Source organism: Chryseobacterium sp. JM1, assembly GCF_000737715.1.
Taxonomy (GTDB): Bacteria; Bacteroidota; Bacteroidia; order Flavobacteriales; family Weeksellaceae; genus Chryseobacterium.
Genome location: NZ_JPRN01000014.1, coordinates 23,988 through 37,765, shown reverse-complemented (window position 1 = coordinate 37,765; position 13,778 = coordinate 23,988). Strand labels below are relative to the sequence as shown.

Annotated in this window: 12 protein-coding genes; 8 read left to right on the top strand and 4 right to left on the bottom strand. The window is 39.0% G+C overall.

The genetic code is table 11. The annotated features are described in order from the left end of the window. Window positions 1–3: 3 nt before the first annotated feature. The gene (locus IW22_RS19260; RefSeq protein WP_034729916.1) at window positions 4–525 is read left to right on the top strand and encodes an NAD(P)H-dependent oxidoreductase; all 522 of its coding nucleotides are present in this window, start codon (window positions 4–6) and stop codon (window positions 523–525) included. Window positions 526–528: 3 nt separating this feature from the next. Further along, window positions 529–2,415: a monovalent cation:proton antiporter-2 (CPA2) family protein gene (locus tag IW22_RS19255; RefSeq protein ID WP_034729913.1), complete on the top strand. Its 1,887-nt coding sequence runs from the start codon at window positions 529–531 to the stop codon at window positions 2,413–2,415. A gap of 1 nt (window position 2,416) precedes the next feature. On the opposite strand, the gene IW22_RS19250 is transcribed toward IW22_RS19255, so the two are convergent. Then, window positions 2,417–3,244 carry a head GIN domain-containing protein gene (locus tag IW22_RS19250; RefSeq protein WP_034729910.1) on the bottom strand — a complete coding sequence of 276 codons (828 nt, stop codon included), beginning with the start codon at window positions 3,242–3,244 and terminating at the stop codon, window positions 2,417–2,419. Between the two features lie 59 nt (window positions 3,245–3,303). Between IW22_RS19250 and IW22_RS19245 the strand changes: the two genes are divergently transcribed. Together IW22_RS19245 and IW22_RS19240 are read left to right on the top strand one after the other, a co-directional pair. After that, complete coding sequence (locus tag IW22_RS19245; protein WP_034729907.1) at window positions 3,304–5,445, top strand: M3 family metallopeptidase; 2,142 nt, start codon at window positions 3,304–3,306, stop codon at window positions 5,443–5,445. A 237-nt stretch (window positions 5,446–5,682) separates the two neighbouring features. After that, complete coding sequence (locus tag IW22_RS19240) at window positions 5,683–6,060, top strand: YchJ family protein (protein WP_034729904.1); 378 nt, start codon at window positions 5,683–5,685, stop codon at window positions 6,058–6,060. 42 nt (window positions 6,061–6,102) lie between these two features. Here the strand turns inward: IW22_RS19240 and IW22_RS19235 are convergent, their stop codons facing one another. Together IW22_RS19235 and IW22_RS19230 are read right to left on the bottom strand one after the other, a co-directional pair. Beyond that, the gene (locus IW22_RS19235) at window positions 6,103–6,603 is read right to left on the bottom strand and encodes a peptidylprolyl isomerase (RefSeq protein ID WP_034729901.1); all 501 of its coding nucleotides are present in this window, start codon (window positions 6,601–6,603) and stop codon (window positions 6,103–6,105) included. A 115-nt stretch (window positions 6,604–6,718) separates the two neighbouring features. Continuing rightward, window positions 6,719–6,970, bottom strand: coding sequence for a VF530 family DNA-binding protein (locus IW22_RS19230; RefSeq protein WP_034729898.1), 252 nt, complete (start codon window positions 6,968–6,970; stop codon window positions 6,719–6,721). 119 nt (window positions 6,971–7,089) lie between these two features. Between IW22_RS19230 and IW22_RS24485 the strand changes: the two genes are divergently transcribed. The 3 genes from IW22_RS24485 to IW22_RS19220 all read left to right on the top strand — a co-directional run bounded on the left by IW22_RS24485 (window position 7,090) and on the right by IW22_RS19220 (window position 11,664). After that, window positions 7,090–7,242 carry a hypothetical protein gene (locus IW22_RS24485; RefSeq protein ID WP_165571912.1) on the top strand — a complete coding sequence of 51 codons (153 nt, stop codon included), beginning with the start codon at window positions 7,090–7,092 and terminating at the stop codon, window positions 7,240–7,242. Between the two features lie 177 nt (window positions 7,243–7,419). Next, a complete protein-coding gene (locus IW22_RS19225; protein WP_034729895.1) occupies window positions 7,420–8,625 on the top strand; it encodes an exonuclease SbcCD subunit D in 1,206 nt (401 codons plus the stop codon). A 3-nt stretch (window positions 8,626–8,628) separates the two neighbouring features. Then, a complete protein-coding gene (locus IW22_RS19220) occupies window positions 8,629–11,664 on the top strand; it encodes an AAA family ATPase (protein ID WP_034729892.1) in 3,036 nt (1,011 codons plus the stop codon). A gap of 52 nt (window positions 11,665–11,716) precedes the next feature. Here IW22_RS19220 and IW22_RS19215 read toward each other — a convergent pair whose 3' ends face one another. Then, window positions 11,717–12,742, bottom strand: a complete 1,026-nt coding sequence (locus tag IW22_RS19215) for an LLM class flavin-dependent oxidoreductase (RefSeq protein WP_034729889.1) — start codon at window positions 12,740–12,742, stop codon at window positions 11,717–11,719. A 107-nt stretch (window positions 12,743–12,849) separates the two neighbouring features. On the opposite strand from IW22_RS19215, the gene IW22_RS19210 reads away from it, so the two are divergent. Next, window positions 12,850–13,656, top strand: coding sequence for a hypothetical protein (locus tag IW22_RS19210; protein ID WP_228384074.1), 807 nt, complete (start codon window positions 12,850–12,852; stop codon window positions 13,654–13,656). The last annotated feature ends 122 nt before the right edge of the window (window positions 13,657–13,778 follow it).

Sequence of the window (13,778 nt, the reverse complement as noted above, 5' to 3'; positions counted from 1 at the left end):
TTTATGAAGAAGACGCTGGTAGTTTTTGCACATCCCTATTTAGAGCACTCCAATTCCAACGTAGAGCTTTTTAATTTCTATGTCCGTCACCAGCACTTTACCCTCAGAGATCTTTACGAAGAATATCCTGATTTTCATATCGCGGCATTCAGGGAGAGAAAAAGGTTAAGAAATTATGACCGTTTTATTTTTCAGTTCCCTCTGATCTGGTTCGGAATGCCTCCTTTATTAAGATTATGGATCGATGAAGTTTTCGACAGAGACTGGCTCAGAGAAGGTGAAACCAATCCTCTGGAAGGAAAAGAAATCTACATTCTGATCACCACCGGTGGAAAAGAAAGATCGTTCACTAAGACCGGGACATACCAGTACACGGTGGAAGAACTCGTCAGCGGCTTGATCGTCTCTTTAAAGGTTTTCAAAGCGGATATCAAACATATCAAGATCGTTTACGAAGCCAATAAACTGAGCAAAAAAGACATTATTTTACATAAAAAAGAATTTACAGAACTACTCAATCAATAGCGTATGGAGTCCAGCTTAGCGATGAATACATTACTTTTCTTAGGTGTAGCCATTATTATGGTTCCGCTGGCCAGAAAATTTGGGTTAAGCTCAGTGATTGGCTATATTTTAGGAGGTATCATCATTGGTCCTTATGTGCTGCGGCTTACCGGAAAAGATGTCAATGATATTATGCACGCCAGCGAATTTGGGGTGATCATGCTGCTTTTTTTGGTGGGACTGGAACTTGAGCCCCGGAAATTCTGGGAAATGCGGAAGAAAATTATGGGCCTCGGACTGACGCAGATGTTGCTTACTATTTCACTGTTGTTTCTTGTTTTCATCAGTGCCGGATGGCGGATCGACAAAGCCATTGCCATCGCGATTTGTTTTGCCCTTTCCTCTACTGCTATCGTACTGCAGACACTTCAGGAAAAGAATAACTTTAAAACCATGGCCGGAGAAGCCTCATTCTCTACCCTTCTGTTTCAGGATATTGCCGTGATTCCTATCCTTGCTATCCTTCCGATTATTGCGAATTATAAAGCCAGTCATCACGATAATGAAATTCAGATCATCATCCAGAAACTTCCGGAATGGCTGCAGGCCGGGACTGTGATTTTAGGGGTTGCTATTTTGATTCTTTTGGGCAGATATGTATTTGTCCCATTTTTACGATATGTGTCAAAGTCAGGAATGACGGAATTGCTTACTGCCTCTTCCCTGTTCCTCGTGATTGGGGTTTCAGAGCTTATGGCTGCAATTGGGCTTTCTCCTGCTTTGGGAGCTTTCCTTGCGGGCGTTATGCTTGCCAACAGTGAATTCCGGCATGAGCTGGAAGCGCAGATCAATCCTTTTAAAGGACTGCTTCTTGCCGTATTCTTTGTGAGTGTTGGGTCTACCATCAATTTTAATATTATTCAGCAGGATCCGTTATTTATTTTCTCTACTGTTTTTGCCGTGTTGGCTATAAAATTTATGGTCCTGTATGCAATTGGAAAGTTTTTCAAAATAGATACTCCGCAGAGTTTATTTTATGCTTTTGCTCTTTCTCAGGTGGGAGAATTTGCTTTTGTTTTAATCAATTATGCTTCGGATCTTTATCTGCTAAGCCCGGAACTCAATGCCCAAATGATGGCCGTTACAGCCATTACCATGTGCATCACTCCTATCCTTCTGATCATTAACGATCGATTCATTACGCCTAAATTTATCAAAGAAATTCCTGATGAAGACAATGATTTCAACATTCTCGATAATAATGTAAGCCAGAAGAAAATCATTATTGTAGGTTTCGGACACTTTGGAAGTACAGTAGGCCGTCTTTTAAAAGCGAATAAAATATCAGCAACTGTTCTGGACAGAGATTCTGACCGGGTGAAGCTTCTGCGAAGTAATGGTTTTAAGGTCTATTACGGAGATGCTACAAGAATTCCCGTTTTAAGGGCTGCGGGCATTGAAGATGCGGAAATTTTAGTTTTGTGTCTTGATGACCGGGATGACAATAAATTCATTGCAGATCTTGTACGTGAACATTATCCAAAGGTGAGAATTTTTGTACGGGCTAAGAACAGAATAGATGCTTATGATTATTTAAACAACGGCATTGAAAATATTTACCGTGAAACATTGGGAACAGCCGTTGATATGGCAGTAGATGTTCTTCATGAAACCGGGATGAGAAAATATGCAGCAAGACGTCTGGGACAGAGATTTATGGCTATAGACAAGGCTTCTATCCGAAGATTGGCCAAAGCAAGGGGTGACGATGAGATTTTAAAGTTTACCACAAAAGAATTCCTCCAGCGTGAGGAGGAATTATTAGCTTATGATAATCTTAATTTTGATAATAGAGACTGGGAAGGCTCCTCGTCAGTAGATGACGATAATGACGAGGAAACTCCCAATTGATTTATTGAATACTGACGCTTCCGCCACTGCTTTCCTGCTTGGTTACGTTTTTAAGTTCTCCTTTTTTGGAAATATCTACGCTTCCTCCTGAAGATGCTTCGGCATTTACTGAATTCACAGCACTTACCTGAAGGCTCGCTCCACTGGATGCATCTGCTTTTACATTGTCTGCAATAAGATTTTTGGCTGAAACACTGCTTCCTGATGAAGAACTGATGTCCGCATTTTTGCTTTTCCCAGAAATATCAAGACTTGCAGCTGAAGATGCTTCAATATCAAGATCCACCGCCCATACTTTTCCACTGTAGCTGCTGCTGCTTCCCGCTGAGATATCGAAATCGTTGGCTTCCAAATCACCGGAAACGCTGGCTGCACTGGAAATATCAATGCTTACTTTATCCTGTGTAAATTTATCTTTGATGCTGATGCTTGCTGCAGAATTGGCCGTAAGCTTCGAGAAATCTTTTGTATAGATCTTAGCCTTTACATTATGGCTGTTCATCACTCTGATTCCTTTTTTGTAGTGGATATGAAGCTTTCCGCCATCGTTGTCCACAAGAATTTCGTTGATGATATTTTCCGGTGCGGAAATCACCACTTTCTCGACATCAGATTTGATCACCTCAGCATCGATCGCCTGGGAAACTTCTATTTCGTCAAAATCTCCGTTGAATGTTTTTTCTTTCACCGGGCCATTGTCTTTGTCGATTACTTTGTCTACCCACCCGTTACCATTATTGTCATTATCATTGTTCCTTTTATTATGATTTTCATTGCATGAGGCCATCAGCGCGAAAGCTGACAGCATAAAAAGAGTTGTTGATTTCATGTTTACTGCGTTTATAAATTAAGTTTTTAATATCTTTATACTTTAATAACAACTAATTTATGAAAAATATTTCATCGGTATTGTTAATTTCTGCGCTGGCACTTAACCAATCTTGTACTACAATGAAGAAAACCGATACTCAACAGGAGATTCCTGTTACCGATCCATCCTTATCTTCAAACCCTTTTATGAAGAAAAGCAAGCTTCAGTACGAAGCTCCGGAATTCGATAAAATTAAAAATGAACATTTCAAACCTGCTTTCGATTTTGGACTGAAACAGCATGATGCTGAGATCCTGAAAATCGCCAACAATCCGGAAGCGCCTACTTTTGAAAACACCATTGTAGCCCTTGAAAAAAGCGGTGAAGTTTTAAAAAGAGCCACTATTGTATTTTCTAATCTTACAAGCGCGAATACGAACCCTACCCTTCAGGCTTTAGATGAAGAATTTGCTCCTATTTTTGCAGCACATTCCGATAAAATGTACCTGAATGAAAATTTATATAAAAGAATCAAGTCTATTAAAGAAGATGGCTTAGACTCCGAAGGAAAAAGACTTGTACAGTTTTACAAACAGAATTTTGAGATTGCAGGAGCGAATCTTTCTGCAGCGGATAAAGAAAAATTAAAGCAGATCAATCAGGAGCTGGCTTCACTTTCTACGCAATACGCCAATAAATTACTGGAAGCAAGAAAACAGGGCGGTGTATTCTTCTCTGATGCCAAAGAACTTGACGGACTTTCTGCAGATGAAATCGAAGCAGCAGCAACGGATGCTAAAACGGCAGGACAACCGGGAAAATATCTTCTTGCTCTTCAAAATACAACCCAGCAGCCACTTCTTCAGAATCTGAAAAACAGAGCTACAAGAGAAAAATTGTTCAAAGCCTCATGGCTGAGAGCTGAAAAAGGCGACGGAAATGATACCCGCGAAACCATTGAAAAGCTGGCTAAATTAAGACTTAAAAAAGCTCAGACCCTTGGAAAGAAAAGCTTCGCTGAATGGAAACTTCAGGACCAGATGGCTAAAACGCCTGAGGCAGCAACCAAACTAATGAACCAGATCGCGACTCCTGCTGTGGAAACAGCAAGACGTGAGGCTAAAGATATTCAGGATCTGATCGATCAGCAGAAAGGAGGTTTCAAAGTAGAACCATGGGACTGGAATTTCTACGCAGAGCAGGTAAGAAAAGCAAAATATGATCTTGATGAAAACCAGATCAAACCTTATTTTGAAGTGACTACTGTTTTGGAAAAAGGTGTTTTCTATGCCGCTGAAAAGTTCTACGGTCTTACCTTTAAAAAGAGAACAGATCTTCCGGTTTATCACCCGGATGTAGTAACATACGAGGTTTTTGACCACGATGGAAAATCTATCGCGATCTATTATCTAGATTTCTATACCAGAGATTCTAAAAATGGTGGTGCATGGATGAGTAATTTCGTTGAGCAGTCTTATCTTTTAGGAACAAAACCTGTGATTGTCAACTGTTATAATTACCAGAAACCAGCTCCGGGAAAACCTTCACTAATCAGCTATGATGACGTTTCTACAATGTTCCATGAATTTGGACACTCTATCCACGGAATGTTTGCCAGCCAGAAATATCCATCTCTTTCAGGAACAAGCGTTCCGAGAGACTTTGTGGAATTTCCGTCGCAGATCAATGAGCACTGGGCTTTAGATCCTGTGGTTCTTAAAAATTATGCCATTCATTTTGAAACAAAGCAACCGATTCCTCAGACTTTAGTTGAGAAAATTAAAAAGGCTGCGACATTCAACCAAGGATATATGACGACAGAACTTGTTTCTGCAGCAGCTCTGGATATGGATTGGCATACTGTAACAACTGAAAGCCAGCTCATTCCTGTTCTTGATTTTGAAAAACAGTCATTGGCAAGCCACGGATTTACTCTGGCTACCGTGCCTCCAAGATATCACACGCCTTATTTTGCACACATCTGGGGCGGTGGATACTCAGCAGGGTATTATGCTTATTTATGGTCTGAAACCCTTGACAACGATGCATGGGAATGGATTAAAAGCAATGGCGGTCTGACCAGAGAAAACGGTGACCGTTTCAGAAAATATATTCTTTCTGTAGGAAATTCTGTAGACCTGAATCAGGCATTCAGAGATTTTACAGGACATGATCCGGATATCAAGCCTTTATTGAGAAACAGAGGTTTTATAAAATAAATTCTTAAAAGCATTCGTTTTCGGATGCTTTTTTTATTTAACCACAAATCACACTAATATTTTCACTAATAACACCATTATTCTCACACAAATTTTGCAGGTCATACAGATGTTTTCGTTATAATTTTTTTGTTGTTTTAAATCTGTGCGATCTGCAAAATCTGCGCGAAACAAGTAAAAGGTAATCGTTTTAATGAAATAAAAAATCGCGTAAATTTGTGCTTTAAAATGTATAACATGAATTGTCCCTGCTGTTCAGGAAAATCTTATGAAGAATGCTGCAAGCCGTATCACACCGGAGAAAAGCATGCGCCTACTGCGGAAGCCTTGATGCGTTCCCGTTTTTCTGCATTTGCTATTCCGAACGGAAAATACCTGATGGAAACAACGTTTCCTCCAAAAAGGAAATATCACAATACAGAAGATCTGCAGGAGTGGGGAGAAATTAATGAGTGGACAAAACTGGAAATTGTAGATAAGCCTTCCGTGAGTAAAGTTGAATTTAAAGCTTTTTATACGGATGAGGAAGGAAAGAAACAGCTCCATCACGAATTATCAAAATTCAAAATGATTCAAAACCGGTGGTTTTATGTAAGTGGAGAGTTTTTAGAATAAAGAAAAAAATGTCCGGAATTTTTTCCGGACATTTCTTATAGTTTAGTGAGCGTCAGTTCCGTCAATTCCATGAGCGTGACCGTGCGTCAATTCTTCTTCTGTTGCAGGACGTGTATTTACAATTTCCACCTGGAAATCTAAAACTTTCCCAGCCATTGGATGGTTAAGGTCTGCGATTACTGCTTCAGGTGTAACCTCTACTACAAATGCCTGGAAATTATTTCCCTGACCGTCAGATAAAGGTAAGATAGCTCCTATTGGAGGTACTCCTGATTCCTGAAACATATCGATAGGCAACTGCGTGATAGAGTTCGGATCCTGTTCTCCGTAAGCTTCTTCCGGCTGAATAACGAAAGCTGCTTTATCACCAGCTTTAAGGCCAAGGATATTCTGTTCAAATTTTGGAATCATCATTCCTACACCATATAAAAATGTAAGTGGGTTTTCTGCTGTTGTTTCTTCTACAAGAATCTTACTTCCATCTTCTTCGATCGTGTGAAGTATGTAGCTTACTGCTACAACATGGTTGTTTTCAATTGTCATATTTTATCTTTTTTTTCGCGATGTTTTTCACGATTAACGGCACAAATATACTATTTTTGAAATGATTGACTATTTAAAAACTGTTAAAACAAAAATCTCAAAACAGCCTCTTTTTTTACTTTCCGTTTTTTGTTTCGTTTCGTTTTTTCTGTCTCAGTACAAAGAGGTACAGACTTTCTACTTTCGCTCTCGCCCAATCTGTTTTTCTTAAAAATTTCAGAGAAGACTTGATGCTCGGATTATCTGTAAAACACTTGATATTGATCTGTTCGCCCAGTTTCTCGAATCCTTCATAGTATTCTACCAGTTCCTCAAGAATGGCGTCGAGTCTTTTTCCGTGCAGAGGATCTTTTGATTTTTCTTCCATAACGCAGTAAAATTAAAATATTTTATCTGACTTAGCGACTAAAATTGTTTAAACTCCCAATCTTTAGTATTTTTGATGCGTGTATTTTTACCGAAAAACGATTCATTCCGAAAATAAATATGAGCAAAAATAACGAAGCCAACCGGCAAAAACATAAAAAGAAAATTGATCAGAAAAAACGTAAAATACAAAATGCTGAAGTAGAAAGAAAAGCACGTTTAAAACAAATCCGGGAGGATTTTAAAGCTAGAGAGGCCGATAATAAACCTTAACAGTCATTCCTGTTTTAAACTTTATAAGTTTTAAACCCCATTCGGCTAAAAACTGCCAATTGTCTTTTGCTACAGACAGGATTATTTTTCCTAAATGTAATTTGCTGCTTGTAACAGTGTAAACCTTATCTTTAAAATTACATTTCCTATTTACTTTAAAACCATAATAGAATTTTCATGAAAATCCTCCACACCGCCGACTGGCATTTGGGAAAAAGGCTGGACAGATTCTCCCGTCTGGAAGAACAGGTTTCAGCAATGGAAGAGATCATCAGTATGGCTGATGAAGAGAACGTTGATCTTATTCTTGTCGCCGGCGATCTCTTTGATAATTTCACGCCTGGTGTAGAGGCTGCTGAACTGTTTTATAAAACCCTGAAACGTTTATCTCACAATGGAAAACGCCCGGTTATCGCTATTTCCGGAAATCACGATTCTCCTAACCTGATTAATGCTCCTGATCCTCTGGCAAGAGAATGCGGTATTATTTTAATCGGTCATCCTAAAGCGGAAATTCTTCCTTTCGGGACTGATCATTTTAAGATTGTCAATTCAAAAGAAGGTTTCATAGAGCTGGACCTTGAAAATACAGATTTCCCGGTGCGGATTTTACATACACCTTTTGCCAATGAAGTCCGTCTGAAAGAATATTTCGGAGAGAATAAGGAAGAAGAAATCAATAAGGTCCTTTCTGAGACCTGGAAAGAACTTGCAGATCAGTATTGTGACGCTTCCGGAGTGAACCTTCTGACGGCTCATTTATACATGAACAAAAGAGGAACTGAAATTTTAGAAGAGCCGGATGGCGAGAAACCTATCAAAATAGGAAATGCAGACCTCATCTTTTCGGATAGTATTCCGGATCAGATTCAATATACGGCATTGGGGCATTTACATGCCTTTCAAAATATCGGAACTCCGGAAAAGCCTGTTGTCTATTCATCTTCGCCATTATGTTACAGTTTCAGTGAAGCGGGACAGACCAAGTATGTTTCCATTATTGAAGCGGAACCGGGACAGCCTGTATCATTCATAAAAAAACCTCTTAAAAGCGGACGAAAATTGGTAAGAAAGACCTTTACTTCCGTTGAAGATACCGTTCAGTGGCTGGCTGAAAATCCATATACGTTTATTGAACTTACCCTGGAAAGTGAAACCTTTTTAACCGCTGATGAACGAAGAATGATCTATCAATCCCACAACGGCATCGTTCACCTGATCCCGAAAGTTAAAAGCAAGGGACTTACCGAGCAGGAAAATATAGAAATTAATCTGAATCAGGATATAGAGCCTTTGTTCAGAGATTATTTTAAGTCTAAAAATGGCGGCCAGGAAGCCAATGAAGAACTGATGAATTTGTTTAACGAAATTTTAAATGCCTAAGCCATGATACCTGTTCAATTAACGATCGAAGGTTTGTATTCCTATCAGGAGCGACAGACCATAGATTTTAAAAACCTTACCGATGCCGGGTTATTTGGTATTTTCGGCGCTGTAGGTTCCGGGAAATCATCGGTACTTGAGGCTATTTCGTTTGCTCTTTATGGCGAGACCGAGCGTCTGAATATGCGTGATAAAAGGGCTTATAACATGATGAATCTAAAGTCAAGCAGTTCTTATATCGAGTTTGATTTTATCAATTATGAGAATAAAATGTTCCGGGCAACCAGAGATTTCAGACGAAATTCTAAAAAATTTGAAGATGTAAAACCTTATTCTGTTACGTTTTATGAAAATGTCGAGAACAAATGGATTCCTCTGGACCATTCCAATGCGGAAGCTATTATTGGCCTGAGTTATTCGTATTTCAAACGGACCATCATTATTCCGCAGGGCCAGTTCAAAGAATTTCTGGAATTGGGCGCTGCTGAAAGAACCAATATGATGAAGGATATCTTTAATCTTCAGCGCTATGATCTTCAGAATAATGCTTCTGCTCTGTACGGGAAAAACAGGTCTGAACTGGATCAGCTGGAAGGTCAGTTAAAAGGTTTTGAAGAAATCAATGAAGACAACATTCAGCTTCAGAAAGAACTTCTGGTGGAGGAACAGAAGAAGTTCGAAGAATCCAATCAAAAATTTGAGAAGATTTCAACGGCTTATCAACAGCTGAAAAATTTAAAGACAGATTTTGAAGGTTTAAAACAAAATAGAGCGAATTTTAATAATTTATCTGAACACAAACCCCGAATTGATGCTTTGGAGCTGCAGACAGAGCTTTATGACAGAGTATTTCGGGTATTCAATCCTTTAATTGCTGAGAAAAATAAGCTTTCAAAAGAGATAGAAGCCAAACAGATTGAAAAGGAGCACCAGATAAAAACTTTACAGGAAACTGAAAAAGATTTTAAAGCCATTACAGAACAACTCAGTGTACTTGAACCGCAGTTTAAAGCATTGGAACAGTCAAGAGCTCAGGAAAACGACCTGAATCTGATCGTAAAGATCCTGACCTTTTCCAATGAAATAAAAGCACTTAAAGACAGAACCCAAAAAGGTTCGGAAAAGTTAAAAGAAGTAGAAGAAAACAGAAACAGTATTCAGAAAAAAATCGATTCCCTTTCCAAAGATGCAGATATTCTGAAGGCACAGAAACTGGATTCGGCGGTACTTTCAGCGGTTGGAAACTGGTTTATTCAGCAGAAAAACTTCAAGAAATCACAGCAGGAGCAGATCAGCAAAATAGAAAACCAGCAGAAACAGATCACAGAAATTTCTGAGGAACTGAAGCATTTTTCTTACCATGAAAATTTTAAGGAAGACTTCAGAAGTAAAAAGGAAGCGCTGGAAAAAAAGAAAAAAGAGCTTTCGCAAAAACAGGATCATTTAAAAATCCAAAAGGAATTATCGCGTTTTGCCAGTGAACTTCATGACGGTGAAGCCTGCCCGCTTTGTGGCGCTTCGGAACATCCGCATATTGTGGAAATTCAGGATGTAAATGTTGAACTGCAGGAAATCCAGGAGAACATTCATGTTGCAGAACAGGAGATTTTAAAAAATCAGACACAGGAAACTGAAATTGAAAAAATATTAGCCCGAAAAAAAATATTCGAAGAGCAGTTGGCTAATGAGCAGAAAGCCTTGATTGAGATTCAGAAAGATATTGAAAATCACCTTCAGCAATTCGTCTGGACATCATTCAGCGCAGATCATGAGGATGAATTTGAGAAAAAACGCTCAGATTCTTTTGCCATCGAAAAGAAGATGGAGGAAAATAACCAGCAAGTTGCTTTGGAAAGGGAAACCTTGGAAAGAGAAACCAAGACCTTGGATAAATACAGAAGCGCTCTGGAAACTTTCAGACTGGAAGAAGCTGCGAAACAGGAACAGATCAATATCAGCCGTTCCAATCTGAAGACACTGGACTGGAACAGCTATGAACAAAAAACTGTACAAGAGGTTGAAGATGCTTACCACAAGCTATTACAGTTGAATATTGAAACGGAACAGAATTACCAGAAAGCATCACAACAGGAAAAAATACTTGCACCCAAACTGGCAGAACAAAAAACGCTAGTCGCTCAATCTGAAAAACAGCTGACAGAACTTGAAAAAGAAATATTAGACAATAAAGAAGCCATCACTTTAGCACTCATTGAACAGAATTTTGCGGATTTTAAAGAAGCCGAACATATTTTACAACAGGAAATCAATGTACAGGATGCCAGAGCTGAGATTCAAAAATTTAAAATTGATTATGAAACTTTAAAAAAAGTCATTGAAGGTCTGGAATTAAAGTTGAAAGGTCTTTCCTTCGATGATGAGCAGTTTTCTATGGCTGAAAAACAGTTCACTGAAGCCCAGGCTGATCTGAAACAGATGAATGATGCTGTTGTCAAAATCAGGGCCGAAATTGAAAGACTGGAAAAGGAATTCCGGAAGAAAGAAGATTTGCTGAAGAATCTCGCGAACCTTCAAAAGCGTTCTGAGAATTTAAAACTGATGATGAACCTGTTCAAGGGAGCCGGTTTTGTTCAGTACGTTTCCTCTATTTACCTAAGACAGTTGTGTGATCACGCAAATATCCGTTTCCACAGGATGACAAGAAATCAGCTGAGTCTTCAACTGAATGAAAGCAATGATTTTGAGATCATCGATTATCTGAATGAAGGAAGAAGCAGAAGTGTAAAAACCCTTTCCGGCGGACAAGCGTTCCAGGTTTCACTGAGTCTGGCTCTTGCTTTGGCGGAAAGTGTTCAGTCTCATGCGAAGGCTGATAAAAATTTCTTTTTTATAGATGAAGGCTTTGGAACTCAGGATACGGAATCAGTCAATATCGTTTTTGAAACCCTCACGAATCTGATGAAAGAAAACAGAATTGTAGGGATTATTTCTCATGTGGAAGAGCTTAAAGAAAAGATTCCAACCGCTCTCAATATCGTGAAGGATGAAGAAAGGGGAAGCCTGATTGAGATTGTTTAAACTTTAAAGACCATAAAAAACCTCTGCTGTGAACCAGCAGAGGTTTTATTTTTTATAGATCCTGAAGATTCGGTTTTACTTCGTCTCCAAACAGCTCAATAGATTTCATCATGATATCGTGAGCAGGATCACCAATGTCCATATGCCCGATGAATCTTGTGATTCCAAAAATCTCCTTCATGTAGGCTATTTTATCCGCCACTTCTGCCGGACTTCCGATGAATAATGCACCTTCTCTTGCTCTTCCGCCATCATACTGCATTTTCGTGTAAGGAGCCCAGCCTCTGGTGGCCCCGATTCTGTCCATCTGAGATTTATAGTTATTGAAATAACCGTCTACTACAGCCTGATCATTACTTACAAACGTATGGGAATGAATTGCAATCTGCATTTTGGATACGTCATGTCCCGCTTTCTGATATTCCTGCTTATAAAATTCTATCAGACTTTTAAACTGTACCGGCATTCCTCCGATGATGGCTACCACCAAAGGCATTCCTAATTTTGCTGCACTTAAAACAGATTGCGGAGTTCCGCCAACTGCTCTCCAGATCGACAGTTTTCCGTCATTTTTGGCTCTCGGATAAACCGTTTGGTTCTGCATCGGTGCACGAAGTTTCCCTGACCACGTCACATTTTCTTCTGAGTTGATCTTTAAAAGCAATTCTAATTTTTCGTCAAAAAGTTCTTCATAATCATTCAGTGAATAGCCATACAACGGAAACGACTCGATAAAGCTTCCTCTTCCAACGAATATTTCAGCTCTTCCGTCTGAGATCAGATCTAAGGTTGAAAAATCTTCATATACTTTCACGGGTTCCGAAGAACTTAAGACCGTAACTCCACTTGCCAGTTTTATATTTTTGGTGATACTTGCAGCAGCAGCCAAAACCATTTCCGGTGACGAAACTGCATAATCCGGACGGTGATGTTCTCCCATCGCAAAAACATCAATGCCCACCTCATCCATTAATTTTACCTGATCCAGTATTTCACGGATCTTCACACCTGCATCTCTATATTTTCCAGTAGCCTGATCAAAAGCCAGGTCACCAAACATTCCTATTCCTAATTCCATATTTTTAGATTTTAGATACACAAAATTACGGATGAAAAAGCTCAAAAACATTGATGTTTGTTAAGAACGGATTTTACCTATATTTGGCACTTTCTATAATGATAAAAATGAAACATACCTTAACAGCGTTCTTACTTCTCCTGACCGGCTTCTGTTTTTCACAAAGCAAAACCGAAATTTACGTCATCGGCAACATCCATGACAGTGTGCCCAATTATCATCCTAAAATACTCTTCGAAATACTCGATAAAGTAAAACCGGATATCATCCTTCATGAAGTAGACAGCCAGGGAATGAAAGACTATGAAAACGGCATTAAGATTACAGAAAACGAGATCAAAGCAAGCAATGCCTATCTGAAAAAATATCCGAAAACATTAAGGTTCGCTTTTGATTTTGAAGGCAGAAATCAATACAGAAAAGACAGAGGAATGGTTCCTACGGATAATTTATCGGTAAAACTGATTGACAGTTTGTATAAAGCAAAACAACTGGCTCCTTCGGAAGTGAAGATCTATGAAAATTTCAACAATCTCACGAAAGACCTGATGAAGATTGCAGAATTAGCTCCGGAGAATTTTAATAATGCCACGACCGACCAGCTCTCAGGAAAGAGACAGAATGCCCAGTATTCTGAGCTTTTAAAGATCATTGAAGCAAGACCTGAATTTGCGAAGAGATTTGTGGTAAAGCCCAATGGTGAAAAGATCAGCTACAGAGACGGTTTTAAATTAATGTCCGGATTCTGGGACCTCCGAAACCAGACTATGGCTAAAAACATTAACAAAGTCGCAGAAACCCATCCCGGTAAAAAGATCGTTGTGCTTACAGGTTTCCTGCACCGGTATTATATATTAAAAGAGCTGAAAAGAATCAATGACGGCAAGTATTTGACAAAGGAATTTTATGATTAACCTGAATTCGGGTTATAATTAGAGCCTGTTTAAAATTTATATTAATCTTAATAACCTTTAGCTTATTTATAATTTAAACATTAAGGATTTAAGCAATACGCTTACTGTTGAATGAAGAAATC